We start from the raw sequence: 25,297 nt of genomic DNA, 5'->3' as shown, positions 1-25,297 counted from the left end.
TGCTCACCGTGATCAGCGGTCACGGACAGAAATGACCGTACAGCGGGAGATCGAACGGAATCTCGAATTCCTCGGCAAGGTGGAACTCTTGAGTTGATATCAGCCACTTTTGCCACTCGGGTATCAAAAATTCGCTAAAGCCATAGCTGTTCGCATGCGTGATCAAATGCATTCGATGTCGGAAGCTGTACCGAGCGTGAGGGATGCAGCTCACGCCGTGTCTCTCTCAGCCCCCGACCACCCCTTTCGGTGCGTGTGATCGCTGCAGCGATCACACGCACGTTGCACAGCGGGACGCATCCGGGTGCCTTGCCGCCAGCTGCGGATCATTGGCACTGTTGGTAACACCCGTCTCATCGCAAGCACTTGGCCAATACACGTTGGTGCCGCATGACCTACGGGAGCACTGTGCCGTCAACGTCAACTGGTCTTTGGGCCTGCGTGCATGAGGGGTCACTGCGCCGACAGGCTGTTGTCCCGGGACGGACTGAGGTGAGGGGAGTGAACTTTCGCATCGGATGGTCAGGGCGGAAACCATTTGAAGCTCAGTGTGCAGGTGCTCGGCGGTCGCGAACGGTGGATGCCACCGTCAGAGCAGTCCCGGCGAGGATCGGCGCGATCATCGCGGTGAACAGCCAGCCGGATACCTCTGGTTCCGGCGCCGAACGCCACAAGACTGCGCAGCCGATCAGGAACGACATGCCCACGCAGGCGTTGAGTGTCAACAACGCCCGGGCGGTCCAGAGGGCGGAGGCGCGTGTGCGAGGCCGGTTGAGCGACGACCTCACGAGCCCGTTGCCGAAGGGCGCAACGCTGTCAGGGAGTTCGGTGCTTGGAGTTACCCGCAGTGTCAGCTCCGCGCAGGCGGTCAGCAGAACAGTTACGCCGATGTGCACGAATACGAGGACGAAGGCGCTACCGATAGACCGGTTCGTCCAGGCGTCCACCCCATCGGTGCCGATGTGCTGCGGTATCCGGCTCGGCAGATGCGGATAGCGGACGATGCCCCAGACGGACAGAGCGGTCAGGAGAGCGGCGTTGGGGAGGAGCCACAGGCGTACGGGAGATGACAAGACCATGCGGCAGATTGTCCGACGAATACGCAAGGGTGGGTACCGTTTTGCCGGTGATGGCCGGCTGGAGCGTGGCGGTGGCTAGGCAGACGTCCAGGGCCCTGGTGTTTCCGTAGCCGATGCCTGCCGCGACAAAGCTGACGCCAGGGAGCCGGCACCACGTGTGGCACGTCTGTGTCATGACCGAAGCATCAACTGCCGCATCACGGACCGGCCGTCGGCCGCGGCAGTGCCTGTGACCTCGGACTCGCAATACCTGGAGCTCTTGCCGGCCTTCACGTGCGATCAGACACCCGGCAATGCCGGCCCAGACAACTGCCAAGCCTGCCGCCAGCATGCGGTCTCGTTCCCTCACCCGGAACATCTTCCACGCGCGCCCACCGCGGCGCTGTCACCGCGCTTACTGATGACGATGGTTATCGCGGGCCGGGACGCTTTCATCCACATCGTCAGGCCCGCGTGCCAACCGCCGCAAGTAGACTGTGCGTCGATGCCGGATGAGCAGGAGACCTGCCACCGGTCCTCCCGCGGCGGTGACGAAGCACATGCTCAACAGCGGCCCACCGTCGTAGTCGACCCCCGCGACGATCAGGCATATGGCGAGGAAGCCGAGGCCGAAGCCGTACATCCCCGGTCCGTGCACGGCCGGCTGCCACAGTGCGTACGGTCCCACCGCGCGCAACGGACGGGCGTCCGGGAGGGGCAGGTCCACCGCTTCGCCCTGAGAAAGGTCCGCAGAACTCCCTGAGGGCGTCAGCCCGCAGACGTATCGGTCGTCGTCGAGGACGAGAAGGGCCCTGACGCACCAGTCTGCTGGGTTCTCCGCCTTCGGCGCCCAGTAGAGCCACCCGGTCCGGCCTTCAAGGGCTCCTGCAAGGGCCTGAGGGTCCAGGCACCGATCGATGAAGAGGTCGCGGCAGCCTTCGGGCGACGAAAGACGCAATGCGGGGGAGAGCTGGGTCTCGGGGGCGCTGGAGTCCTTCTTGGGATCGGGCGGCGTGAGGCATAGCCCGGCGGCCCCATCGGCGATATGCACTCGCAGCCTGCGCCCCGGTGCGTCGCCGAGCACTGACTCGGGAGTCATCGGTTTTGCCCTGGGCTTGGCGCCTATGAGGAACAGGCCTATGGGGATGGTGCTGTAGATGGTCAGGATAGTCATCTCGCCTGGTGAGGCCGGGCCTCCCAGGAGGGAGGCGAGGTGCCGGCGGGGGGTCAGGATGATTCCCAGGGACGGGGCGTCCGGGACGTAGAGCCCACCTATCCGGTCGCCGGTTGTCAACCGGTCATATGCGGTCGCCTTCTCTTTCAGGTGCAGTGCCTTGTCGTGCTTGCCCTGTCCCGGTGCCTCGACGTCGACCACGGAGGTGTACGTCGTGCCGGTCTTGGATGAATTCTGGTGTGTGTGATGGATTTTCGTGATCGTGACGGGTGCGTAGCGGTAGTCGCGCTGGGTGATGGCGGTCAGTTGGGGGGAGTTTTGCTCCGTCGAAAAACTCAGTAGAAGGAAAGGGACGGGCAAGGCGCAGGCCGCGACGATCGTGTAGACGAGGCGCAGCGGTGGCCACCACTGTCGGCCCGTCGCCAGGCCGAGCGCTGCGGGTACGACCCTTCCCAGCCGGGAACGCCACCGTCCGGTTGCTCGCAGCCACCACGCCAGGAACGCCACTGCGGAGAACGCCAAACAGGCCAGCAGATCCCAGCGCGGATATGGCGCGATCTTCCGTACCAGCAGACAGATCAGGAATGCCGCGGCGCCGGCCCATGCCAGCACCGATGCCGCAGCGGTTCCAAGGTCCCGCTCTCTCACCCGAAAACGTCCTTCACTGACCCCTGCCTCGGGCCCTGTGGCGTGTCGGCGGCTTCGCTCTTCGCCTCGGCCGGCTTCTCGTCAGGCGGCCAGATGGCGTCGTGCACTGGCTTGGCGATGGCTCCGCCGACGCCGTAGCTGATTCCTTGGGCAATACCCTCAATCGGGAAGTGCGGGCCCCGACCGGATGGCACCTGCGTGTTCACGCCGTGGACGGCGGCCCCGCCCGCGCCGCCTGCAACGGCGTTGACGACGGTATCCCAACCCATCTCGACATCCTCGCCGTTGGCTCTTTTGACGCCGTCCACGGCCAGACCGCCGACGACGCTGCCGACGCTGCCTCCCACCACATCTCCGGCCACTCCGGCGAATCCAGCGCCCTTGCCCAGAGCTTTGATGCCACCCGTCGCGAGCATCCCCGGCCCCGTACCGGCGAGCGAGGCCAAGCCGCCTTGCCAGACCGCGTCGCCCACGTTGGTCTCCTGCCCGGTAAGGGCGTTGGTGATGACGGTACCGCCGGTGTTGCTGGTCCAGTTGACCAACGCGTTCTTGAGGAAACGGTGTTCCTTCGCCATCCGGGAGATCCACTGGAAGGCTCTGCCGACTTTCTGGAGGATGGTGCCGAGAGTTTTCGCGAGTTTGGCGGCCTTGGTCGCGAGCTGGGCGGCTCGGGCGGCCCCCGCGGCCGCCGAGAATCCCATCGTCAGGAAGGACATGCCGACCGAGATGCCAATGGAGATGCCTATCTCCAGGTAGATCTTGTGGATCTCGTCGTTGATCTCCTCGATGGCGTCTGCTGCCTCGTCGAGACTTTGTGCCGCCTGCGGCAATTGCGGCAAGGTCTTATGCATCCCCGCGTTGAGGTTTTTCCAGTGTTCCGCGAAGGAATCGGCTGCCGAGCCTCGCCACCCGGAATCCAGGGTCCGCTGCACCTCACGGTCCAGCGCCTGGAACATGAACTGGAGATTGTCGTGCAGGTCCCGCCAGCCCTTGGCGGCCGAGCGGAGGGTGTCCGGATCGCCGCCAGGGTTGATGATCTCCAGGCCGGCCTCGAAGACCTGCTCCGCTACGGACTCGTCCCCACTCATGCGTGACGCCCCTGGTCAAAACCGGTCGCCAGGGACTCGTCCGTTGCGGTGGAGTTCTGCTGGACCTGGCGCATCCCCTGGCTGATCTGGTCGAGGTGCCTTCGCAATTCGTGCAGCGTCTCCACCATGTCGGTGGACATCTCGATGTACGCGGAGGTGACCTCCTCGGATTCGGTGAGGACGCCGAATCCGTCATGAATGACCTCGGAGTCAGTCTTCCCCTGGAATTCCTTGATATAGCTCTCCAGGTCCGACCCGTGGCTCTCGAAGCTCTTCGACAGCCTGGCGAGAGCCGCCGCATCCACTAACGACTCGTTTTTGGACATGAGTCACCCCTTACTGCTCTCGAAACGACCGACGGCATGACGCCGTGCTCTGGCACCCTCACACCAGTGAGGAACCGTCGTACTGGTCGAGCGTAAGGAAAGATGATCACCGAGACAGTGGCCGGAAGGTTTCTTGTCGCCTTCTTGTTGGATTCCTTATACCGGGGGAGTTGAGAGGCACGGAAAGGTGGGTGACTTCGCCGTCCCGTTCGTCGCGTCTTGCGCGCCCAGGCGTCCACCGGTCGGACTCCCCTGCGTCTACGGGCGGCCTGCACGGGCGCTTCGGGGCGGGCCGCCGCGGACAGCCGTCCCCCACAGCGCGATCCGCGCCATCGTCCTCAACCGACGGTCACCGCACCGACTTTCCGCTGCTCCAGTGGGCCAAACGCCGGCCGAAAGGCCGGGCGTCGCTCACGTACGCCCGCGTCTACCGGATGCAGCTGCACACACATCGACTGGAGTACGGTCCCGGCTACGCCTGTCGAGCTCTGTGGCGCCGAGGCAGGCGAGGGACCGACCGGGTGGCCGGTGACGGTGCTCAGCCGAGTCCCGGGATCTGCGAGATCAGCAGGTCGATGAGTTTGATGCCGATGAAGGGGGCGATTAGGCCGCCGAGCCCGTAGCGGTGAGGTTGCGGCGCAGCAGGTCATGGGCGGAGGCGGGGGTGTAGCGGACACCGCGCAGGGCGAGCGGGATCAGGGCGATGATGATGAGCGCGTTGAAGATGATTGCGGAGGTGATGGCGGAGGTCGGGCTGTGCAGGCCCATGATGTTGAGGTCGGACAGGCCCGGGTAGGCACCGGTGAACATGGCCGGGATGATCGCGAAGTATTTGGCGACGTCGTTGGTGATCGAGAAGGTGGTCAACGCACCCCGGGTGATGAGGAGTTGCTTGCCGATCTCGACGATCTCGATGAGTTTGGTCGGGTTGGAGTCCAGGTCGACCATGTTCCCGGCTTCCTTGGCGGCCGAGGTTCCGGTGTTCATGGCGACGCTGACGTCCGCTTGGGCGAGGGCCGGGGCGTCGTTGGTGCCGTCGCCGGTCATCGCGACCAGCTTGCCGCCCTGTTGTTCCTAGGTGATCAGGGCGAGTTTGTCCTCCGGGGGTGGCTTCGGCGAGGTAGTCGTCGACGCCTGCTTCCTGGGCGATGGCCTTCGCCGTGAGTGAGTTGTCGCCGGTGACCATCACCGTACGGATGCCCATCCGGCGCAGCTCGGCGAAGCGCTCGCGAATGCCGTCCTTGACGACGTCCTTCAGATGGATCACGCCGAGCACCCGCGCCCCGTATGGGTCGTGCACAGCGACCAGCAGCGGGGTGCCGCCGGACGCGGCGATCGCATCGGTGAACATGCGGGCCTCGGCGGGCACTTCACCTCCGTGCCCCGTCACCCACTTGATGACCTGGGCGGCCGCGCCTTTGCGGATTGCGCAACCGGATCCGTCCGCCCAGCGCAGGTCGACGCCGCTCATCCTGGTCTGCGCGCTGAAGTCGACGTACTCGGCGTGGTGGAGCTCCCCTTCGGCGGGCGCACGTAGCCCGTATGTGTTCTTGGCGAGGACGACGACGGAGCGGCCTTCGGGGGTCTCGTCGGCGAGTGAGGAGAGCTGGGCGGCGTCCGCGAGCTGGAGTTCGTCGGTGTCCGGGAGGGGGACGAAGGCGACGGCCTCGCGGTTGCCGAGGGTGATGGTGCCGGTCTTGTCGAGCAGCAGGGTGTTGATGTCGCCGGCGGCCTCGACCGCGCGGCCCGACATGGCCAGGACGTTGCGCTGGACGAGGCGGTCCATGCCGGCGATACCGATCGCGGAGAGCAGTGCGCCGATCGTCGTCGGGATCAGGGTGACGAGGAGGGCGACGAGCACCGTCGTCGACTGGGCCGCGCCGGCGTAGGCGGCCATCGGCTGCACGGTGACCACGACGAGGATGAAGACGATGGTGAGCGCGGCGAGCAGGATGTGCAGCGCGATCTCGTTGGGGGTCCGCTGCCGGGTCGCGCCCTCGACCAGCGCGATCATCCGGTCCAGGAAGGACTGTCCGGGGCGGGAGGTGATGCGTACGACGAGGCGGTCGGACAGCACGGTGGTTCCGCCGGTGACCCCGGAGCGGTCGCCGCCGCATTCTCGGATGACGGGTGCGGATTCCCCGGTGACCGCCGATTCATCGACCGCGGCGACACCGTCGACCACATCGCCGTCTGCGGGGATCGCCTCGCCCGGCCGGTCTTCACCGCGGTGGACCCGGCCGTCTGGGGCGTGCCGACACCACCGCCTTCGCCCTCTTTGGTGAACTGGTGCTGTCACCGTCCACTTCGATCTCCCCGAGGCTGCCCTTCTGTAGCGGGGGAGGCTGCCCTGCGGCGTCGCGCACCCCCGGCGGCTGAGATGTTCAGCGGGCGGGGCGCGCAGGGCGGCCGAGGACCATCGGGTGCCCTGTAGCGGACGGCGAGGGCTGGGGGGAAGCTGGAAAGAGACAGCACGGCGACAGTCCTGGTTGATGGGATCGCACCGGAGGCTCCTGACGGGAGAAGCAGACGATGAATGGGCCGGTGGTCGTGGGTGTGGACGGCTCGCCATTCGCCTTGGCCGCGGTGGACGTTGCGGCTCAAGAAGCACAGCTGCGAGACGCGGAACTGCGCGTTGTCCACGCGTTCCTCTGGCCCGCCATGCACGTACCGTCTGACTCGTCACCGCTGGGACCTCCCACGGGCGCCCTGCACGAATCGATCGAACGGATCGTGACTGAAGCCCTGGAACGCGCCCGGAGCCGGGCTGCGGGCCTGCACGTCAGCCACGCCGTGATCGCCGGTGAGACAGTGGCGGTCCTGCAAGCTCAGTCTCGCACCGCGCAGCTCATCGTCGTGGGCCATCGAGGCTCCGGGGGCTTGTCTGAGCTCCTCCTGGGTTCCGCCGCCGTGCACCTGAGCGCGCACAGCCACTGTCCAGTGATGATCACCCGAGGGAGGCAGGACCCGGTCGGTCCGGTCCTTGTGGCTGTCGACGGCTCGCCTAGGGGACAGCCCGCCATCGCCTTCGCCTTCTTGGAAGCCTCCCTGCGGGGCACAGACCTCGTCGCGCTGCACGCCTGGAGCACCTGGTCCGACCACGGCGAGCATGCTCTGGGGCGCCGGGTGGACATCGTGGACCTGGTCGGCGACGCGGAGCACCTCCGGCAGCAGGAAGAGCGAGTGCTGACCGAGGCCCTGGCACACCACCGCGAGCAGTACCCCGGCGTAACCGTCCGGCCCTGCCTGGTCCGCGGACGCACCCGCCCGACACTGATCGAAGCGAGCGCGGATGCCCAGCTGATGGTGGTCGGTTCACGCGGACACGGCGGGTTTACCGGCCTGATGCTGGGATCGGTCAGCCAGGCCGCCCTCCATCACGCCCACTGCCCGGTCACCGTGGTGCGCTCCGGCCCCTGACCAGGAACACCCCGACCGCTACCTCGCCGGCACCCTGATCTGGCTCGACGAGTGATCGACAAGACGCTCCCTAGGGGGTGTCTGCCCCAGGACGTGTATCGGAAGCGGATCTTCGGGGTGCGAAGATCCGCTTCGTGTGGCGTGGAGACCTGACGGATGCGCAATGGGCCCGGCTGGAACCGTTGTTGCCGACCGGCAAGAAACCGGGACGGCCGCCGGTATGGACCCGGCGGCAACCGATCGACGGCGTACGGTGGCGAACACGCACCGGGGCGCCGTGGCGGAACGTGCCGGAACGGTATGGGCCCTGGGGCCGGGTGTACGACCTGTTCCGCCGCTGGCAGCGCAATGGCACCTGGAAACGCATCCTCGCCGAGCTGCAGGCCCAGGCCGACACAAAGTGTCTGATCACGTGGGACATCAACGTCGACTGCACAGTGTGCCGGGCCCACCAGCACGCCGCCGGGGCGCGGGAAAGGGGGACTTGTAGAAGGAGCCCGCCCGGCGGTGTCGCCGGCGAGCCGGCCGATCACAGGCTCGGACGCTCACGCGGCGGCCTGGCCACCAAGCTGCATCTGGCTGTCGAGCAGAGCCAGAAGCCCATGTCGATCGTGATTACGGCCGGGCAGCGCGGCGAGTCCCCGCAGTTCGAGGTCGTCCTGGGGTGCATCCGGGTCGCGCGGCTGGGGTCGGGCAGACCGCGCGTTCGTCCCCGGCGGGTACGGCCGACAAAGCGTACGCCTCCCGCAAGAACCGCACCTATCTGCGTCGGCGTGGCATCCGGTGCACAATCCCAGACAAGGCGGTCCATGCTCCGTATCCTGCACTCTTCACGCAGCTCTGTTGCCCGGTCAACCACATTCCCCGGTTCTAAGCTGAGAGCAGAGCCGCCTTTGTAGGGAGGTTTGCCCGATGTCAACAGGCACACTTCTGGCGATCATCATTCCCATCGTGGTGGTGGTTGCTCTGCTCGCCGTCGGGATCACGCTTTTCGTGGGCCGCCGTCGCCACCTGCGTGAACGCTTCGGGCCGGAGTACGAACGCACCGTTGAGGACGCCGACAGTCGGCTGGCCGGCGAGCGAGAGCTGAGATCACGCGAAAAGCGTCATGATTCGCTGGACATCAAGCCCCTGCCCAGCAGTAGCCGTGAGCGTTACAGCCGCGACTGGGGCGGAGTGCAGGAGGAGTTCGTCGACCGCCCGGAAGAAGCTGTGCATGACGCAGACCGGCTGGTGACGTCGCTGATGCACGAGCGGGGCTACCCGACCGAAGGCTTTGAGCAGCAGCTCAAGGACCTCTCCGTCGAGCACGGACGCACACTGGAGCACTACCGCGCCGCCCACGAGGTCGATGCGCTCAGTACCCAGCACAAGGCCACCACTGAGCAACTGCGGGGCGCCATGGTGCACTACCGCGCCCTTTTCGACGAACTGCTCTCCGACGGCGGCGGACGCGAACGCGCCCCTGCCTGAACGCACACCCCCACCACAGCACCCAAAGGATGGAGAAATGCAACGCGACCGAGAACCCGCCCCCGGCCCCGAGCAGAGGGGCCTGACCACCGAAGATCTGGCCCAGCCCCCCAAGGCCCCTCCAGACGCGGGAGGAACATCACCCGCCGCCGAGGCGCCCACCTTCCCTGGCGAGTCCACTCCGACACAAACGGAAACCTCCACTCCTGCCCCCGAGAGTGCGGGCACCGTTGAGGAGGAGGCTCCGCAGCTTCTTTCGGCAGAGGACGCCGACGGATTCCGCAGCCGCTGGCAAGAGGTCCAAAGCAGGTTCGTGGATGAACCGCGCGAAGCCGTGCAGAGCGCCGACGCCCTGGTCGCAGAGGTCATGCAGAGCCTTGCCACGACGTTCGCCGACCACAAGAAGGCGCTGGAAGAACAGTGGAATCGCGGCGAGCAAGTCGACACCGAGGGCCTGCGCATGGCACTGCGCCATTACCGGTCCTTCTTCAACCGCCTGCTCGCCGAGTAAGGGCCGGTGCCTGCGCCTGGGCAACTGGCGGAATGCCGCCCCGGGCACATGGTGTGCCCGGGCGCCATACGGACCGAAGACGCGTAGCGGCCGAGGTCCCGCCTGTAGCACGCGACATCATGCCCCCGGCGCGGAGTGCATCGGATGGATTGCCGCCCGCGCTCACTGATCTGGGAGTGGGGGCGCTTCCGATCTGCGGCACCGACGACAAGCTCAAGGCGGTCGACGAGATCTTCGCGACGATGGCTCGTCACAAGGTCCGTCGCCTGCCCGTCATCGACGGTCACCGGCTCGTTGGCATGGTGACCGTCGATGACGGCGCCCGCGACCTGTCCAATCCAGGCCCTTTCCGCCGACTGACGGCGGCCGGGTCGCCCGCGTCCACGGGCCAGCTCAGTCTGCCTCTGGAGATCTCCTCAATCTCAGGACAGGCCGACTGCGAGACTGCGGTTTCGGATCCGACGCGGCAGCAGGATGCGCTCCGGCTCACTTGCCTGCCGGTGCCGTCGAGGATGCGGGGGTGCGCGAGAGTGCGATCATGGCTGCGTCGTCGCCCAGGCTGCCGTCGCTGTGGGCGAGCAGGTCATCGCGGATGTGTCGCAGGAGCGCCTCGGGGCCGTCCCCCTCCCACGATGCGACCCGCTCGGTGAGCGGGTAGAAGGCGCCTGCGCGATCGCGGGCCTCGATGACGCCGTCGGTGTAGAGCAGCAGGAGGTCGCCGGCCTCGAAGGGGAAGGTTTCGACGCGGTAGCCGGTGTCGGTGAATTCGCCGAGGCCCAGCGGTGGTTCGGGCTGGCGGACCTCAAGCGGTGTGACCTGGCGGTGGCGAATGAGCAGAGGCGGGGGGTGCCCGCAGTCGACCAGATGGATCACGGGCTCGTCGTCGGGGATGTCGAGGACGGCGGCGGTGACGAAGTCCTCGTCGGCGTCATGGTCGGTCTCGGTGAGCTCGGCGAGGCCACGGCTGACGCTTCCTTCCAGGTAGCGGGTGAGTTCGGCAAGGGTGGCGTGTTGGTGGGCCGCTTCACGGAATGCACCGAGGAGTACTGCGGCGTCGCTGATGGAGCTCAGCCCCTTGCCGCGCACGTCGCCGATGACCAGACGGGTCCCGTCGTCGGTCCGGGCGGCGGCGTAGAGGTCGCCGCCGATGTGCGCCTCGGCCTCGGCGGCCAGGTAGACGGAGGCGACCTTGAGTGGACCGATGCAGCGGGGGAGCGGGCGCAGCAGCACGCGCTGTGCCGCCTCGGACACCGAGCGCACCTGTGTCAGCTGCCGCTGCTGGCGCTCGCGCAGCCGGCAGAAGATCATGATGACCGCCGTGACGACCACAAGGGCGAGGATCTGCATCTCGTGGTTGAGCGTGATCCACCCGCGGCGCACCAGAGCGATGATCAGTTGGGCCACCACGGCGAGGGCCCCGATCGACGCCACGAGCCTGGCCCCGCCGAGAGCGGCCGCCATCGCCGGGGCCGCGACCAGCAAGGGACCGAGGTGGACGTCGGGCGGGGCGAGGATGTCGACCACCACGACGACCACGATCAGGCCGACGGGGAACGCCACCAGCACATGACGGGGTCGCCACGACCGACGGAAAACCGATGACGGCTGCCGCAGACGCACACCTCCTATGTACACCGCCCACAGCTCAGCCGCCTGCCTGCCGTCGCCGCCCTCAGCTTCGGGGACGCGAGCAGGACCCGATCCCGATCCTCACGCGTCCCTCTGCCATACCCGTGAGCCCCTGCACCGCCACCAGGCAACAAGCCAGCCCGCTTCGATGACGGCGTCAAGCGCGTGACTGCGGCGCACCTTGCCCGCTGGCACGTAGACCAGATCGATGGCGAGCAGTGTCAGGGCCGTTCCGACGCCGACACGGGGTGCCACTAGGCATTCAGCGGTAGTGCAGGTCCGGATCTGACTCCAGCCGCAGGAGACCAGCAGCCCTGAAACCGTCTTCACCAGCCAGTCCTGCTCCTGTTTCATCCTCTGGGGCCCGAAGCGGCGTTCGAAGCTGTGAGGGCGCAGCACAGCCCATGCCCCGCCGCCGGTGTAGAAAACACCTTGTGCGTGTGCAACGAGCATCGGGTGCACGGCGCAGCCTGCACGTTCGAGGTGGCCGGGGTCCGTCCGGGGTTCAGGGGTGCTCCATGCCTGGCCCCCCTGCCTTGCCGGCGATCCAAGATCCGTTACTCCCTTGGGCGGGCGACTGCGAACTACGCCGACCCCCGCGAGGTCGTACTGGGCACGGCCGTGCTTCCCCATCGAGGAGCGTGCCCAGAATGACGGTGATGCCGTTCCCCTGGCGTCGCCGTTCGTGGTGCGCCGTCGTTTCGCGCACGGTCGGAGATCTTCGGCATGGTCTGCTGCGGCTGCCGCCGACGGCGGGGAGCCGCTGTCGCTAGTACTCCAGTCCGACTTCGCGATCTTGTGGCTGTACCCGGCCGGGAACGGGTACAGCCACCGCGTGATCATCGGTTGGTGTGTGGACAAACGAAGATCGTGCGGTGGCCACCCTCTCGGTGACTCCTGAGTCAGCTCACGCGCGCGGTCAGCACATATCCTCGCACTGGCTCGCATCTTCAATGCGGACGGTCTTATTCACCTCGCGGAGGAACATGCCGTTCGTGTGGGTCATGGTGGCCGTTGCCTTGGCGTCGCCGTCCTGATATTCACCTGCCCGAGGCTTGACGTACATCTTCCAGAAGTGGCTCCTCCCGTCGCATTCCAGCATGTTGGTTGGTGTGCCGCCCACGGGCACTGGGGTGCCGGGGTTCCCGATTACCTCCCCCTGCGACACCGTTCCATTGATCGTGGCGTATCCGTACCCGTCACAGGTGGCGTAGCCCTGGAAAAGCAGGTCTTCTCCATCCCACTGGATTACATCCTGGATGGTGATCGTGTCGTATGCATGGGCGGGCGCGGTCGCGATTGTGGAGAGCGTCGCGGTTGCGACGACCGTCAACGCGAAGCGCATATAAGCGGATTTCTTGATGACCATGGAATCCCCTCCTCGTGGCCCCTGCGGTTGTGGGGGCCGTCTCCGATCTGTCCCGCTGGGCGCCGCCTAGTCGCGGGCCTCGCCGAGTCCCCTCGTGTGAGTGATACCCATGCAACGGAAATTGGCCAGTGCCGTGACCGTCGCCGCACTGACCCATCGGACGCGCCCTAGTAGTGCTTTCGCCCCGCGACGGCGTGCCCCATCGCGCCGAGGAGCCACAGAATGGCGCCGATCGCCACGAGCACGATGCCGATGGTCCACAGGATGGCGATGCCCGTCACGAATCCGATGACCAGGAGAACGATGCCGAGACCGACCATGACAGCTCCGATCTCGTATAAATGTTCCCTTTTACTCTGGTCCTGGGCTTCGGCGACAGCAACTGCTGCACCGCGGGGCAGCAGGCGAGGGCGCAGCACCAAGACAGGCCGAGCGCAACGGAGTCGGGAGGTGTCCCGCCCGGCCCGTCAACGCCGTCGACAGCTTCACGCTGTGGCGAGGAGTCCTTCTCGCAGCTTGCTGCAGATGCGGGTCAGCAGGCGGGAGACGTGCATCTGGGAGAGGTTCAGTGCGTCGCCGATTTCGGTCTGGGTCATTTCGGCGCCGAAGCGCAGTTGGAGGAGGGTGCGTTCGCGGTCATCGAGCTTGGCCAGGTGCGGCTTGAGGGCCTGGATGTCTTCGGCCAGGGCGAGGGCGGGGTCCTCGGTGCCGATGAGGTCGGCGACGAAGCCGGTCTGCTGCCTTCCACCACTGCCGGCCTGGATGGGCCGGTCGATGGAGTCGCTGTCATAGCCGTTGCAGGCCACCAGGCCCTCGGCCACCTCGTCCTCCGGCATGTCGAGGTGTTCGGCGAGCTCGGCGGCGGACGGCTCGTGGCTGCCCTGCCCTTCCAGCTCTTCCCGGGCACGGGCGAGGTCGATCCGCAGCTCCTGCAGGCGCCGTGGCACATGCACCGACCAAGTGGTGTCGCGGAAGAACCGCTTGATCTCGCCCTGGATGTACGGGACGGCCAGCGTGGTGAACTCCACGTCGCGAGAGGCGTCATAGCGGTCGATCGCCTTGATCAGACCGATCGTGCCGACCTGAAGCACGTCCTCCATGGACTCCTTGCGGCTGGAGAATCTGCGGGCGACGTAACGCACGAGGGTCAGGTTCATCTCGATAAGGGTGTTACGCACGTACTGGTACTCACGCCTGCCCTCTTCCAGGGCCTCAAGTCGCAGGAGCAACAGCTTCGAGAGCTTCCGTGCGTCGGCGGGAGCGATGTGCCGCGGGTCCGGGATCTGCGGCAGCACCGTAGGGGCCGGAACGGCACACGCCTTCGATGAGGTCTCCTGCGCCGTTCCGGTCGCCAAGGTGCTGTTGCTCGTGCTCATGCTCTGGCTCCTTCCGGTTGCTGGGCCCTCGTCACAGGGCCCCTACCCGCCACCACCACGGGCATGTCCCGGCAGACGTGATCACCTGCATCACTGAGCCAAGGCTCCACTGCTCAGGCGGAGTTGGGGTCACCGCGTTGGTGGTGATGTCGCGGGCCGAGCCCGGGGTGAGCTTCGTGAGGTTGTCCAGGATGCCGTAGTAGGTCAGGGCCGCCGCTCGGTCGGCGAGTTCGTCGTCCTTGAACTCCGCCACCGTGCGCCTGAGCACCGCTCTCCACGATTTCTTGCGTAGCGCGGTGGGCGCGTCGGGGGCGGCACGTTCCACCTTCGGATCTGGCCCCACGCGCCCACCGGACTCGCCGTTCGTCCGAGGCGGCCCGTGCTCCGGTGCCGGCGGTCATTGTGATGCTGCTCATCCCGATTGCACTGCCACTTCGCTGCCATGCTCAACGGGTAACCACACGCCTCGTGTCGCGAACATCCCGTTTCGCGGATTTCGCGTTTGCACCAGCGAATCGTGGGGGCTGGGGTGTTTCGCTCGGGTGAGGTGGCCCGGCGGCAGGGCCGCTGTGTCGAGTTGGTGGCGTGACGTGTGCGAGCCATTACTGCCTCAGGGGGCTGGGCCGGCCGAGTGAGGTAGTGCCGGAGGAGCGATGGCCCCACAGCTGCGAAGGGGTCCGACCCGTCAGCTGCATCGGCTCCTCCGGCGTTGTGGGCCGGATGCCAGTGAACGGCATGGCCCTGGCCGATTGGCCCGTCGCCGCCAACGTGCTGGCTCTCACCTCCTGTCGCGTGCCCTCGCTGTGCAAGCGGGACGCAACATCAGCCAGAACCACGAGCGGCTGACGGGCCCATCGGCCCTCCTGGGGAGCCCACCCTCGGTGCAGGAAGCTGATCGCCGGGCGCCTCAAAGGAACAACAGGTGGGCCAACTGCTGAGCTCCCCAGAGGGGACGGGCGGCCCACCGCTTCCCACGTATCCATTAACCCCGGGGGAAGAAACTCGGGCAAGGGTGTTGACGAACGGCCCTCCATTCGGCGCAGCGCCCGAGGGCGCTCACCGCCCCCCTCCAATGCCAAAGCCTCACGCGGGCAGCCGGTTGCGCGCCCGCACACCACCGCGTGACGAACCCTTGCAGGCCAGCACCCCACGGTGCCAGCCAGATGCCGCGGGCAAGGGCACCCGTCACCGACGCGGCTTGCCGGGGCGTCGTCCTCGCCGGAAGGCTGACGCGGAGGACGGGACATGGAGTGGCTGATCGGGCGCGCCCCCGTTCGATTGCGGCACTGCGGCCCACAGTTCGTCTCCAGCGGTGGCCTTGCGCCTCAGCTGTCGCAGACTCATCCTGCGGCCGGCTCGGCGGCGGGTTCACTGTTGGAGTGGACCTCCGCGGCAGGAGATCCCAGCAGCAGTGGGCAGGCGACCTCGACGAGCAACTGGCACGACGGGAAGCAGACGAGTACGAGGGCTCACCCACTCGACGCTGTCGCCCAGGCAGCCGGCGCGCAATAGCGCCGGAGCCCGAAGGCGCCCGGCCCCGGACCGTCGGCCCTGCCCGGGGCGGGCGGGGCCCCGTCAGCCACGTCGGATGCGTTCGTACGCAGCTCCACGTCCAGGGCGGCGGCTCTGGCCAGCCACCTGTTGGTAGGGCCGCAGAAGGCAGCTGCCGGGCCGTGGCACAACGCGAGCGATTCCACCTACATGTACAGCAGATGGGGGTCGGCGCTGCGAATCGACCAGGGGCGGGGAGTAGTGGCGGACCGGGGCAAGCTAGGCGGCCAGCACGGCATTGCTGACGTATGAGCGGACCATGCCCCGTGGACGGTGGCCTCGCATCGGGGTGAAGGGGTGAGGACATCAAGTTGCGGGGTGGGTCGGCTCCCTCAGCGTCCAGGTGCTGCCCAAGCCCCCTCCGGCACCGGCGGGAAGCGGTGTCCCTCGACGTCGGTGCTCCACTGGTGGCGCTGGGGGCAGTCGCACTCGTAGATGCTGCTCTCGGAAACGATCTCACCCGGCTTGAAGGTCTCCTTGCTGTCCGTAGTTCCTGTCTACGACGCATACGGCGCCTGCGCGACCGAAGCCGGCCGCAGAGCCGGCCACGGCACTGATACGCGCCACGGCCGCAGGTTCCTTGCCTGACCAGGTCGGACGGTGTGAACTTGGCGTAGCGAGGAGCACCTCGGTGCGACGCCCGGCCCGCCTGTCGTTCGCGGGCCGGGTTCTTCGCGCCGGTCAGCGGCCGACGGCGCGCCGCAGCTGCTCCTTGTTCATGTTGGAGCGGCCCTCGACGTTCTTCTTCTTGGCCTCTTCGTAGAGCTGGTCGCGGGTCGGTCCGCCCGGCCCCTTGTGCGAGCGTTCCCCGCCCCGCTGCGGGGCCGACTTCGGATCGCGTGTAGAGGTCTTGCTGGCGGTCTTCGCCTCGCCGGAACGAGCGCGCTCTTTGTTCACCGTACGGGCGGCGATCTCCTTGGCCCGCTTCTCGGAGGTTCCGCGCTCCTCGGCCTGTTCCTTGATGTGCTCGTACTGCCGCTCACGCTTCTTACTTGATCCTGCAGGCATGACTGCCCATCCCATTCCTCGGTCACTGTCTGGGTGGGTCCACCCTCGGTACCAGTCCACGCCCGATGGGGGACCTATGCCAGGCGGATACCGCCGGCCGGGCTGTGCGATCGCCAGGAGCAGACGGCCCACGTTCAGGCGGGGCCGCCAGATGGACACCAGGCGGAGCTTCGGCCGTGCCGGTCAGTCGGTGGAGAGGGCTTGGAGAAGGTCGCCGACTTGGGGGTCGGGCAGGGCGCGGGCGACGTCGGCCAGAGCCACCATGCCGACCAGGCGGTGGCCGTCGGTGACCGGCAGGCGGCGGATCTTGTGGCGGGCCATGGTCGCGAAGATCTCGTCCGCGCCGTCGTCGGCGCCGATAGTGACAGCCTCACCCTGCGCGAGTTCGCTGGCCTTGGTCTGCTGCGGGTCGCGGCCTTTGCCCAGCACCTTGACGGTGATGTCCCGGTCGGTCAGCACGCCCTTGAGCTTGTCGTCCGTGCCGCAGATCGGCAGGGCGCCCACCCCCCATATCGGTGAGCTTGCGGGCGGCGTCCAGGACGCTGTCCTCGGACCCGATGCACTCCGCGCCGGGGGTCATGATGTCGCGTGCCACAGGCGTGATGTCTCCGCCTTTTGTATGTGTAGAGGGCTGTGAGGCGGCGGCTACTGGCCGCGGCCGCTGACGTAGTCACGCACCCGGTCCACCAGCCCCAGCCCCGGCGCGAGCAGCTTGTTGGCCGGCGGCGTACTGGGAGCTGCGGGGTGGGGGCGGGTGGGGGCGGTCTTCTTCGCCTGGCGGATCTTGTCGCCCAGCTCCTCCAGCACATAGGGGTGGACACCATTGCGGAGCCGGGTGAAGAGGTTGTTCTCCTCGTCATCGACGTGCGCAGTCACCTCGGTGCGCAGCTCGCGCACCAGAAGGTCGAAGTCCTTGTCCGTGGCCTCGCGCTGTTGGAGGTCTTTGAGCAGCTGCTCGAGGCGGGCGTGGTCCTCGAGCTCCTTGTCTGCCAGCGCATTGCCCTCCTCCAGGTGCTCGCGCACCGCGGGGTAGAGGTACTGCTCCTCGGCGACGGAGTGCCGGACCAGCTCGATCGTCAGCGCATCCATCAGCCGCTTGCGGGCCTCGCTGCCGGGAGGAGCGTCATCGAACTGCGCGAAGAGGTCGTCGACCTCACGGTGGTCGGTGGTCAGCTCCGCAATCACATCGCCGCCATGCCCCACGGCACGCCGCCTCTCGCTCCGGCAGTCGGCTTCTCCGGCTGTCGCATCACGGGTTCCCGGGCAGAGACCGCATTAACACCGCTGTGTGCCCAATTGCCCCACCTGCTTAAGGGTTGGGCGTGGCGCCCACACGCTCGGCCCGGAATGCGGGACGATGACGATGGGTGCAGTGCGTGCTGCACCCATCGTCCCGGCCTGCCCTCACCGGCCGGCGGCCCTGTGCCCACCCCCATTGCACGGCACCCGGCGGGCACAGGGCCCAACGCCTTTACGGCGAAGTCGCTCAGCGACGAGGCGACGGCTTTCTGAAGAACCCAATCGCCCTCTCAGGATCCGACAGATCAGCGCGTCAGGAACCGTGATGTCCGCAGCCCCCGGTCCCGGCAGCATCCGGCCGTCTTCCAGCGAGCGGACCGGCGGACAGGCCCCGGCTGGGTCAGGTGAGCGGCTCGCGCTCGCGTCGCGAGGGTCACCGTGGCGGCCATGCCACCTGGGGCGAGGTACCGAGACGACAGCAGTCGTAACCGTCCGGCGCAGGATCGTTTGATTGGGCGCGTACACCATCCCCCGCCGAGACGCGACGGCTCGGATCGGTGACGGATTCGAGCCCGCCCCATGTCGTCGCGTCGGTCGCAGTAAGTGGCGCACCTTGTCCACGGCATGCACGGCACTACTACCAGCACTACCAGCCGGTCTTCACGCCCCCTCAAGGGAGTGGGAGCCGGCCTGCACCATTGCTTGCGCACCGGGGGGAGAGGTGCTGCTCCTCGGCGACGGAGTGCCGCACCATCTCGCTCGTCAGCGCCTCCAGCAGATGCCTGCGGTCTTGAGCTTGCCCTCACAAGCTCAGGCGGTGCGGCGCTGATCGTTGCTGTGGTGGCGCAGTTGTTCGGCGTGCCGGGTGAGGGTTTCGATGCGGGTGGCGAGGTCGGGGTGGTTGTGCTGGAGGTGCAGCGCGGTGGCGGCCAGGGGGGGCGAGGAGGTCGGCGGCGTCGTTGTCGGCGAGGGCCTGGTGGAGGTGCTCGATGCGGGCGTGGGCGTTGGCGGGGAGGTTGGTGAGGGCGGTGAACTGGCCGGCGAGTCGGCGCAGGTCGGCGGCATTGTTGCGGGCCCAGGCGGCCACGGTGCGGTTGCCACCCGCGGCGGTCGCGGGTGGCTTTGATGCGTTCTTCGCCGGTGGTGTTGGCGGGGTCGGGCCGCAGGCGGAGGTAGCGGCGTTCGGCGGCCTGGCGGCTGGCGACGCCGAGTGGCTGGGCCAGGTCCGCCCAGCCGGGGCCCGCTTCCCGGGCCGCTTCGATCAGGCCGGTCTCCCAGTCCGCGAGCTGTTCGCGGACTTCACTAAGCAGCACCCAATACGGACGCGCGTACAACAGCGGGTCGACGTCCGCGTCGACGAATCCGACGACCTCGATCACCCGCTTTGTGGGCAGCGGCAGGGCGGGCCTTGATGAAAACGTGGCTGATAAAGCAACAGGCCCATGGCGCCTAGCTGTTGAGTTCACAAGCTATCGCGCAGGTGCTCCGCGGCCGCGCGTCTCGCACCCCGGTCGGCAGCAGTTGTCGGCGCCGCGTACCTGCTCGGACACGGCCGGTCCCTGCAGCGGGGTGCAGGAATGTACAAGACCGGCGTGCCGGTCTGAGCCAGTCTCTAGGGATCACCGCCTGAGGCCCCCTCAGTGACATCCCTTTGAGAGCTTGAAAGAGGTCGCGATGACCGTACCCACTGCCAACCCCGCTTGTGTCGATGCGGCTGAGGTCGACAGCCGTTATAAGTTCATCGTCGCCCTCAAGGGGAAACTTCCGCCCGGGGTTGCCGCGAATGCGGCGTCGCACCTGTGCCTGGGACTGGCCGCCAAGGCGGCCACCGAACAGCCGGAGCTGCTGGGCAAGATGTCGTTCCTTACGTTCTCGGATGCTGATGCCGGCAGCCACGCCCCCATCTCCGGGCTCTCCCTCGTGGTCCTCGAAGGGCGCCCGGCCTGGGTCCGGCAGCTGCGCGACCAGGCCGACGCTTCAGGGTTGCTGTACACCGACTTCACCGCAGAGATGACCGGGGAAACCTACGCAGAACAGCTCAACCGGATGAAAAACACGCCGGAACAGGCCCTCGACTACTACGGAATCGCCGTCTTCGGGCAGCGCGATGTGCTGGACCCGCTGACCAAGAAGTTCTCCCTGCTGCGCTGACCCCCGGCCGAGCACGACCACCTCGGCCAGTGCTGCTGATGCAGCACGCGTTTCCCCACGAGCCTCGGACTGTTCCCGAGGGAATCGACTTACACAGTCTGACCTGCACCGCAGCTATTTTCATCAAGGCCCCGGCAGGGCTTCCAGGTCGGCGGCCTGGATGACCACGAGGTCGAGTAGCCCGCCAGGATCGCGAACTGTAGTACCTCTCATGGCCGGCCCGCAGCGCCGGCGCTTGACCATTCCGGCCTGCCTACCTACCCGGACGGCGGCCTTTCGCCAGGTCACTCGCGGGAATACGTGTGGAAGCTACGAGGTAAGGAGCGACCGCATGGCGAAGAACTCCGTCGTACGCCGGAAGGGCGAAGGCGACGCATTCTGGATGCTGAACGGCCTCTACGAGGTCAAGGCGTCTGGTGAGGAAACCAACGGCGAGATGACCGTCATGGAGATGACCATTCCGGAGGGAGGGGGCCCACCGCCGCACATTCACCCCGGAACCGAGAGCGTCTACGTCGTCGAGGGGACGCTGCGCTACCACATCGGCAAGGAGACGTTCGAAGGCGGCCCCGGCTCGTTCTTCCACATCCCCGCGGGGACGCTGGAGCGATTCGAACCTACGAGCACGGTCCGTATGGTGATCACCTACACGCCGGGCGGTATCGACAAGTTCTTCGCCGAAGCCGGTGAACCGGCCCAGCGGCGCGAGCTGCCCCCGCCGTCGGACACGGCGCCGGAGGTCGAGCGCCTGGTGGAGATCGGCCGGCGGCACAACATCGACATGAGGCCCATGCACCTGGCCTAGTACTGCAACGGTGATTGTGCTGATGGGTGGGCACTTCTATGGGCTGTGTCTGCACCGTGTGTAGTGGCTGATGCGGGCCTGGTGTTGTCGCTTTCGGCGCCAGTGTGACCAGTGCAGGATGTGGTCGACGGGTGTGGGTTGGGGCTCGGTGAAGGGTGCAACGTCACCACGTACGGCACCGACGGCGTGGCGCGGTGGGCCACTGCACCACTCCCGGCAGCTGCCACCGACATAGCCTGCGCACAGGGCGGACGTCTGTTGGCCGTTTCCCTGGCGGGCCATGTCCGCTGCTTCATGCCTACGCGTCGTGAACCGGTCGCCATCCATGTCTACGACGGAGCGCCGGACGACCTCGCCCTGTCTTTCGACGGCCGTTGGGCTGTTTGCTCCAATCACCAGCGCAACACCTTGCTGTGGGAGACACATCGCACAGCGGCGCAGCCGGTGGAGTGCGAGGGCACCTCAGGCCGGCACGCCCCGGCCTTCAACGAGGGTGGGCGCCGACTGGCCGTACCGGCCGAGCGCCAGCTGTCGCTTCGGGCCATCGGCCCCAGGAGACCGACGCGACTGGCCCTCCTCCCCGTATGCGCATCGGCGCTGGCCTGGCGCCCCGTCGACGGGGACATACTCGCGACGGCCGGATCCGACCACGCCGTCCGACTGTGGCGCACCGGCGCCCAAGGCGGGAGGAGCGGGTACACCTCCCTCGCCGCAGGGCATCTGACCACCCCTGCCACATCCCTTGCGTGGACCGGACAGCAACTGCTTGCCGTGGCAGAACAGGGAGGCCGGGTAACGCTCCTGAGCATCAACCCGGAAACCACGCACGCTTCTTGAAGTGACAGAGGAGCCGACTGGCAGGCCGGGGAGCTCAGATTCTTGTGCGGCCGTCGAGCCGCTCCGCCCATCCCTAATTTGGAAATGGCATCCATTTTCATATAGCGTGTGGGCGTCGTCTAGTCACGCAGGAGGTCGCCATGGCCGTACCCAAGCGCAAGATGTCCCGCAGCAACACCCGCCACCGCCGCGCCCAGTGGAAGGCCACGACTCCGCAGCTCGTGTCGATCACCGTGGACGGCACTGCCCACCTCGTCCCGCAGCGCCTGGCCAAGGCGTACGAACGCGGGCTGCTGCGCCCCGAAAGCTGAGCCGACAGCATGACGCACAACCGACTGCCCGTCACGGTCTTGTCCGGCTTCCTCGGAGCAGGCAAAACCACCCTGCTCAATCACGTCCTGGGCAACCGGGAGGGCCTACGCGTCGCGGTCATCGTCAATGACATGAGCGAGATCAACATCGACGCGACCCTGGTGCGCGGCGGCGACGCCGCGCTCTCCCGCACCGAGGAACGCCTGGTCGAGATGACCAACGGTTGCATCTGCTGCACCCTGCGCGATGACCTGCTCGAAGAGGTCGACCGACTGGCCCGCGAGGGCCGCTTCGACTATCTCCTCATCGAGTCCAGCGGCATCTCGGAACCGATGCCCGTCGCGGCCACCTTCGCCTTCCCCCGCGACGACGGAGCGACCCTGGGCGACCTCGCCAAGCTCGACACGATGGTGACCGTCGTCGACGCCGCCAACTTCCTGCCGGAGCTGACCGGGGGCGACGGACTGGCCGAGCGGGGACTGGACCAGTACGAGGACGACGAACGCACCGTCAGCGACCTGCTGATGGACCAGATCGAATTCGCCGATGTCATCGTCCTCAACAAGACCGATCTCGTCGATGAGCAGAGCGCCGAACGCCTTCAGGCCGCGCTCACCCGCCTCAACCCGGCCGCCCGCATCGTGCCCGCCCGGCACGGACGGGTGAACCCCGGCGACATTCTCGGCACCGGGCGCTTCGACCTGGAGCGGGCCCAACAGGCCCCGGGCTGGGTGCAGGAACTCAACGGCGACCACGTTCCGGAGACCGAGGAGTACGGCATCTCCAGCACGGTCTTCCGCGCCGATGCGCCCTTCCACCCCGGCCGGCTGTGGACCTTCGTCACCGAGGGCCTCGACAGCGGCACCTACGGTCAGATCCTGCGCTCCAAGGGCTTCTTCTGGCTGTCCAGCCGCCCGAACGTCACCGGGCTGTGGTCACAGGCCGGGGCTGTCGCACGCTTCGAGCCTTCCGGAGCCCGCGATGCCGACGATCGCCAGGGCCAGGAACTGGTCTTCATCGGCACCGGGTTGCGCGCGGAGGCACTGCAAGCGGCCCTGGCCGACTGTCTCCTGGCCGCGGGGGAAAGGCTCACCGACGACCCGTTCCCCGAATGGGAAACCTACGGCCTCGACGACGCCTGCGAACACGAGCACCCGGATCTCGTGCCGCAGGCATGACAAGCTCCGGGTTGGGCAGTGGTCGCAGCCACGGCACTGCCCAACCCGGCATTCACGAAGGTGCACACGCCGGTGCCCCGTGCTCACTCGGAGCGCGGGGGCATCGGCGCACCGGCGTGTCAACACTCGTGCGCCTTGCGGCGGCAGAACATCAGGTCCGCTGGCCGCCACGAGCCCGCCTATCGGTGATGGTTCGCCGGGATGCTTCGGCCGGGCCCGCCTGCGCGAACCGCCCCTGGTGTGGGCGTGGGCTGAACAGGGCAGGCGCCGTGACCGGGCACGGGAAACGGCCTGGATCCTGCTCAGGATGAAGACTTCGACGCCGGAAGCGGTAACCAACCCGGAACAGCGCGGCGTTGAGACACCCCACCCGCAGCTGCGCTGCTCCTTGGTTCGCGGCCTCCGCCCGAGCAGTCCACCGTGGCGCCGGGGCGGCTGAGAGATACGGCGGATCCCGGAGCGCTGGGAGGGATGGCCGGGGGCACCAGGGTCAACGAGCCCGGCGAGCGACGTCGCCGCACGCATGCGTGGTCGCATCCAGGCCCCGGACCCGGCGTTCCTGGTCAACGCGGGAGATCGCCGAGCAGAGGATCGGGGAACCCGGCCCATCCCTCCGAGCCCAGCGCGAGCTCCGCGTCGTCCAGCAGAGCCGCGTCGAGCGCGGAGCACAGCCGGCCTCGGTCGAGATGGGCACCGGTGAAGGTGATGTCGCCACGGCGTTCGCCGTAGTAGTCGTGCCAGAACCACGAGGCCAGAGTGCGCCGTTGCGGGGATGCGGCGCGCCAGGCACTCTCGGCTCCGGGCTCCAGCCAGCGGCCGGCTACGCGCAGTTCCACATGGGCTCCGGCCGACCGCCAGCTCACCACCGCCTCTGGCCGACTGGACAGCCACAGATGACCTCGGCTGCGTACCACACCGGCCATGACGGTGGCCAGCGTATCCGCGAGCCGCTCAGGGTGCAGGGGGCGCCGGGCCCGCCACCGCACTGACGACACACCCTGGTCGGTACCGGGACGCAAACGTGGCACGGTCACCGGTTCCAGCCGAGCCCGCCACTCCTCAAGAGCGTGCGGTGCGGGCAGGAGGAACGACGGCGGCAGCTCCAGCCCTGACTCCGACTGCCGAGAAACAGGGGCGAGCGTCGCGGAAGGATTGAGGTGGCGTGCCAGCGCGGCCACCCCACCCGCTCGGCAATCGGCGGGATTCGGCGGTGTCGGCACGATCAGACCGTCTGCGGCTTCCACCCGGCGGGCGGCGATCTCGGCCGGCGTCAGGGGGTCGGTGTGGTCTGCGCCGTCCCACAGTCGTGCCGCGCGGTGGACGCATCCCAACTCGGCCAGAAATGCCGCCGGGTCGATTCCGGCCAGGACGGGAGCGGGGGCGTAGTAGTCGCCGAGCGCACTGGCGCCGATCCGCGGCCGCCACAGCTCCACCAGGAACGGCAGGACATCGAGCTCGTCAGGGAGGGCGAGGACCACATGAGGGGGCTGCACAGCGCGGCGGATGGCCAGCAGGTCCTGCCGGAGTATGACCACCGGGTCGCCGGTAGCCGCCTGCGACATGGACTGCGGCACGCCGGTACCGGCGACAAGGCGCTGTACAACCGGGAAACCGTCATCCCGGCAGTGGACGGACACGGCCAGCACCACGGCACCGGGAACCGCACACACCACCTTGTCCACCGCAAGCCCCCGAGCGGCTGGGGTGTTTCCCACCACCACGCTCAACAGCCCCTTGGGCACTCGGCTTCCCATCAGTTGAGGTGGGCGGTGTGACGCGGTGCGGGTGCCGCGCGCAGTCCGTGCGGAAGAGTGCCGTCGTCCGGCATGCCGGCCCGTAGCCATGCGCCGACGAGATCGGCGTCGGCTTCGGTGACGATGGGGCCCAGACGCATGACCGGGCCGCTGGCAGTACGGTCCTTCGCGCACGGCTGCACGACGGAGTGCAGCCCCCCGGCGCGGGTGCAGCGCAACAGGCCGCCCAGGCACCCGGCAGCAACCAGGATGCCGTGCGGGCAGGTCCGGACGGCCTCGCGCAGCCGGTCCAGCACCGAATCATCCCTGGCACCTGGGCACTTGGTGCACATGACGAGTGTGAACGGGCGGCTCGGACTGCCTGCTGACGCGTGGTACATCGGTACGCTC

At 67.5% G+C, this 25,297-nt stretch carries 22 protein-coding genes and 5 pseudogenes; 11 read left to right on the top strand and 16 right to left on the bottom strand.

The window, feature by feature from the left end:
• Nucleotides 1-545: 545 nt before the first annotated feature.
• The 5 genes and pseudogenes from STRNI_RS00550 to kdpB form a co-directional block, all read right to left on the bottom strand.
• The gene (locus STRNI_RS00550) at nucleotides 546-1,079 is read right to left on the bottom strand and encodes a DUF1648 domain-containing protein (RefSeq protein WP_266449505.1); all 534 of its coding nucleotides are present in this window, start codon (nucleotides 1,077-1,079) and stop codon (nucleotides 546-548) included.
• A gap of 394 nt (nucleotides 1,080-1,473) precedes the next feature.
• Nucleotides 1,474-2,880, bottom strand: coding sequence for a hypothetical protein (locus STRNI_RS00545; protein ID WP_277410282.1), 1,407 nt, complete (start codon nucleotides 2,878-2,880; stop codon nucleotides 1,474-1,476).
• Nucleotides 2,877-3,968, bottom strand: coding sequence for a WXG100 family type VII secretion target (locus STRNI_RS00540; protein WP_266449511.1), 1,092 nt, complete (start codon nucleotides 3,966-3,968; stop codon nucleotides 2,877-2,879). The genes STRNI_RS00545 and STRNI_RS00540 overlap by 4 nt, the downstream gene beginning before the upstream one ends.
• Nucleotides 3,965-4,294: a hypothetical protein gene (locus STRNI_RS00535; RefSeq protein ID WP_266449514.1), complete on the bottom strand. Its 330-nt coding sequence runs from the start codon at nucleotides 4,292-4,294 to the stop codon at nucleotides 3,965-3,967. The genes STRNI_RS00540 and STRNI_RS00535 overlap by 4 nt, the downstream gene beginning before the upstream one ends.
• Before the next feature lie 538 nt (nucleotides 4,295-4,832).
• Nucleotides 4,833-6,506 (bottom strand): annotated as a pseudogene (kdpB, locus tag STRNI_RS00530) (potassium-transporting ATPase subunit KdpB); the annotation flags it as partial.
• A 320-nt stretch (nucleotides 6,507-6,826) separates the two neighbouring features.
• On the opposite strand from kdpB, the pseudogene STRNI_RS41260 reads away from it, so the two are divergent.
• The 6 genes and pseudogenes from STRNI_RS41260 to STRNI_RS41470 form a co-directional block, all read left to right on the top strand.
• Nucleotides 6,827-7,189 (top strand): annotated as a pseudogene (locus STRNI_RS41260) (universal stress protein); the annotation flags it as partial.
• Between the two features lie 48 nt (nucleotides 7,190-7,237).
• Complete coding sequence (locus STRNI_RS41255; RefSeq protein WP_323182534.1) at nucleotides 7,238-7,714, top strand: universal stress protein; 477 nt, start codon at nucleotides 7,238-7,240, stop codon at nucleotides 7,712-7,714.
• A 77-nt stretch (nucleotides 7,715-7,791) separates the two neighbouring features.
• Nucleotides 7,792-8,613, top strand: coding sequence for an IS5 family transposase (locus tag STRNI_RS00520; RefSeq protein WP_338149695.1), 822 nt, complete (start codon nucleotides 7,792-7,794; stop codon nucleotides 8,611-8,613).
• Between the two features lie 13 nt (nucleotides 8,614-8,626).
• Nucleotides 8,627-9,187 carry a hypothetical protein gene (locus STRNI_RS00515; RefSeq protein ID WP_266449523.1) on the top strand — a complete coding sequence of 187 codons (561 nt, stop codon included), beginning with the start codon at nucleotides 8,627-8,629 and terminating at the stop codon, nucleotides 9,185-9,187.
• A gap of 37 nt (nucleotides 9,188-9,224) precedes the next feature.
• On the top strand, nucleotides 9,225-9,698 hold the full coding sequence (locus STRNI_RS00510; RefSeq protein ID WP_266449526.1) for a hypothetical protein: 474 nt from the start codon (nucleotides 9,225-9,227) through the stop codon (nucleotides 9,696-9,698).
• A 32-nt stretch (nucleotides 9,699-9,730) separates the two neighbouring features.
• A pseudogene (locus STRNI_RS41470) lies at nucleotides 9,731-9,970 on the top strand (hypothetical protein); the annotation flags it as partial.
• A gap of 214 nt (nucleotides 9,971-10,184) precedes the next feature.
• Here STRNI_RS41470 and STRNI_RS00500 read toward each other — a convergent pair.
• The 9 genes and pseudogenes from STRNI_RS00500 to STRNI_RS00460 all read right to left on the bottom strand — a co-directional run bounded on the left by STRNI_RS00500 (nucleotide 10,185) and on the right by STRNI_RS00460 (nucleotide 19,336).
• Entirely contained in the window at nucleotides 10,185-11,258 is a 1,074-nt protein-coding gene (locus tag STRNI_RS00500) for a PP2C family protein-serine/threonine phosphatase (RefSeq protein ID WP_266449528.1), read from the bottom strand.
• Between the two features lie 988 nt (nucleotides 11,259-12,246).
• Nucleotides 12,247-12,696, bottom strand: a complete 450-nt coding sequence (locus STRNI_RS00495; protein ID WP_266449531.1) for a hypothetical protein — start codon at nucleotides 12,694-12,696, stop codon at nucleotides 12,247-12,249.
• Between the two features lie 167 nt (nucleotides 12,697-12,863).
• Nucleotides 12,864-13,016, bottom strand: a complete 153-nt coding sequence (locus STRNI_RS00490) for a DUF6131 family protein (RefSeq protein ID WP_266449534.1) — start codon at nucleotides 13,014-13,016, stop codon at nucleotides 12,864-12,866.
• Nucleotides 13,017-13,181: 165 nt separating this feature from the next.
• Nucleotides 13,182-14,072, bottom strand: a complete 891-nt coding sequence (locus tag STRNI_RS00485; RefSeq protein ID WP_266449537.1) for a SigB/SigF/SigG family RNA polymerase sigma factor — start codon at nucleotides 14,070-14,072, stop codon at nucleotides 13,182-13,184.
• 31 nt (nucleotides 14,073-14,103) lie between these two features.
• Nucleotides 14,104-14,340, bottom strand: coding sequence for a hypothetical protein (locus STRNI_RS41465; protein WP_381682988.1), 237 nt, complete (start codon nucleotides 14,338-14,340; stop codon nucleotides 14,104-14,106).
• 1,964 nt (nucleotides 14,341-16,304) lie between these two features.
• Nucleotides 16,305-16,631: a plasmid stabilization protein gene (locus STRNI_RS00475; RefSeq protein ID WP_266449541.1), complete on the bottom strand. Its 327-nt coding sequence runs from the start codon at nucleotides 16,629-16,631 to the stop codon at nucleotides 16,305-16,307.
• Nucleotides 16,632-16,814: 183 nt separating this feature from the next.
• Nucleotides 16,815-17,211, bottom strand: a pseudogene (locus STRNI_RS00470) (CBS domain-containing protein).
• A 65-nt stretch (nucleotides 17,212-17,276) separates the two neighbouring features.
• Complete coding sequence (locus STRNI_RS00465; protein WP_266449543.1) at nucleotides 17,277-17,834, bottom strand: hemerythrin domain-containing protein; 558 nt, start codon at nucleotides 17,832-17,834, stop codon at nucleotides 17,277-17,279.
• A gap of 846 nt (nucleotides 17,835-18,680) precedes the next feature.
• Nucleotides 18,681-19,336, bottom strand: a pseudogene (locus STRNI_RS00460) (type III effector protein).
• A gap of 208 nt (nucleotides 19,337-19,544) precedes the next feature.
• On the opposite strand from STRNI_RS00460, the gene STRNI_RS00455 reads away from it, so the two are divergent.
• From STRNI_RS00455 to STRNI_RS00435, 5 genes are all read left to right on the top strand, one after another.
• Complete coding sequence (locus STRNI_RS00455) at nucleotides 19,545-20,021, top strand: DUF2000 domain-containing protein (protein ID WP_266449546.1); 477 nt, start codon at nucleotides 19,545-19,547, stop codon at nucleotides 20,019-20,021.
• A gap of 331 nt (nucleotides 20,022-20,352) precedes the next feature.
• Complete coding sequence (locus tag STRNI_RS00450) at nucleotides 20,353-20,826, top strand: cupin domain-containing protein (RefSeq protein ID WP_266449549.1); 474 nt, start codon at nucleotides 20,353-20,355, stop codon at nucleotides 20,824-20,826.
• A 294-nt stretch (nucleotides 20,827-21,120) separates the two neighbouring features.
• Nucleotides 21,121-21,663: a WD40 repeat domain-containing protein gene (locus STRNI_RS00445; RefSeq protein WP_277410281.1), complete on the top strand. Its 543-nt coding sequence runs from the start codon at nucleotides 21,121-21,123 to the stop codon at nucleotides 21,661-21,663.
• 140 nt (nucleotides 21,664-21,803) lie between these two features.
• The gene (gene rpmF / locus STRNI_RS00440; protein ID WP_266449554.1) at nucleotides 21,804-21,974 is read left to right on the top strand and encodes a 50S ribosomal protein L32; all 171 of its coding nucleotides are present in this window, start codon (nucleotides 21,804-21,806) and stop codon (nucleotides 21,972-21,974) included.
• Nucleotides 21,975-21,983: 9 nt separating this feature from the next.
• A complete protein-coding gene (locus STRNI_RS00435) occupies nucleotides 21,984-23,153 on the top strand; it encodes a GTP-binding protein (protein ID WP_266449557.1) in 1,170 nt (389 codons plus the stop codon).
• A 563-nt stretch (nucleotides 23,154-23,716) separates the two neighbouring features.
• Here the strand turns inward: STRNI_RS00435 and STRNI_RS00430 are convergent.
• Both STRNI_RS00430 and STRNI_RS00425 read right to left on the bottom strand, forming a co-directional pair.
• Entirely contained in the window at nucleotides 23,717-24,907 is a 1,191-nt protein-coding gene (locus STRNI_RS00430; protein WP_266449560.1) for a GTP-binding protein, read from the bottom strand.
• On the bottom strand, nucleotides 24,907-25,203 hold the full coding sequence (locus STRNI_RS00425; protein WP_277410280.1) for a hypothetical protein: 297 nt from the start codon (nucleotides 25,201-25,203) through the stop codon (nucleotides 24,907-24,909). Before STRNI_RS00425 ends, STRNI_RS00430 begins: the two co-directional genes overlap by 1 nt.
• Between the last annotated feature and the right edge of the window lie 94 nt (nucleotides 25,204-25,297).

The organism is Streptomyces nigrescens (assembly GCF_027626975.1).
Classification (GTDB): domain Bacteria; phylum Actinomycetota; class Actinomycetes; order Streptomycetales; family Streptomycetaceae; genus Streptomyces; species Streptomyces nigrescens.
Note: the sequence above shows the minus strand (reverse complement) of the source record. Positions and strands in the feature narration are given on the sequence as shown.

Coding starts and splice junctions, on each gene's coding strand:
- STRNI_RS41255 (WP_323182534.1), top strand. CDS start 7,238: ATGATCACCCGAGGGAGGCAGGACCCGGTCGGTCCGGTCCTTGTGGCT.
- STRNI_RS00450 (WP_266449549.1), top strand. CDS start 20,353: ATGGCGAAGAACTCCGTCGTACGCCGGAAGGGCGAAGGCGACGCATTC.
- STRNI_RS00550 (WP_266449505.1), bottom strand. CDS start 1,079: ATGGTCTTGTCATCTCCCGTACGCCTGTGGCTCCTCCCCAACGCCGCT.
- STRNI_RS00445 (WP_277410281.1), top strand. CDS start 21,121: ATGCCTACGCGTCGTGAACCGGTCGCCATCCATGTCTACGACGGAGCG.
- STRNI_RS00485 (WP_266449537.1), bottom strand. CDS start 14,072: ATGAGCACGAGCAACAGCACCTTGGCGACCGGAACGGCGCAGGAGACC.
- STRNI_RS00515 (WP_266449523.1), top strand. CDS start 8,627: ATGTCAACAGGCACACTTCTGGCGATCATCATTCCCATCGTGGTGGTG.
- STRNI_RS00495 (WP_266449531.1), bottom strand. CDS start 12,696: ATGGTCATCAAGAAATCCGCTTATATGCGCTTCGCGTTGACGGTCGTC.
- rpmF (WP_266449554.1), top strand. CDS start 21,804: ATGGCCGTACCCAAGCGCAAGATGTCCCGCAGCAACACCCGCCACCGC.
- STRNI_RS00455 (WP_266449546.1), top strand. CDS start 19,545: ATGACCGTACCCACTGCCAACCCCGCTTGTGTCGATGCGGCTGAGGTC.
- STRNI_RS00435 (WP_266449557.1), top strand. CDS start 21,984: ATGACGCACAACCGACTGCCCGTCACGGTCTTGTCCGGCTTCCTCGGA.
- STRNI_RS00535 (WP_266449514.1), bottom strand. CDS start 4,294: ATGTCCAAAAACGAGTCGTTAGTGGATGCGGCGGCTCTCGCCAGGCTG.
- STRNI_RS00430 (WP_266449560.1), bottom strand. CDS start 24,907: ATGGGAAGCCGAGTGCCCAAGGGGCTGTTGAGCGTGGTGGTGGGAAAC.
- STRNI_RS00490 (WP_266449534.1), bottom strand. CDS start 13,016: ATGGTCGGTCTCGGCATCGTTCTCCTGGTCATCGGATTCGTGACGGGC.
- STRNI_RS00510 (WP_266449526.1), top strand. CDS start 9,225: ATGCAACGCGACCGAGAACCCGCCCCCGGCCCCGAGCAGAGGGGCCTG.
- STRNI_RS00475 (WP_266449541.1), bottom strand. CDS start 16,631: ATGCCTGCAGGATCAAGTAAGAAGCGTGAGCGGCAGTACGAGCACATC.
- STRNI_RS00540 (WP_266449511.1), bottom strand. CDS start 3,968: ATGAGTGGGGACGAGTCCGTAGCGGAGCAGGTCTTCGAGGCCGGCCTG.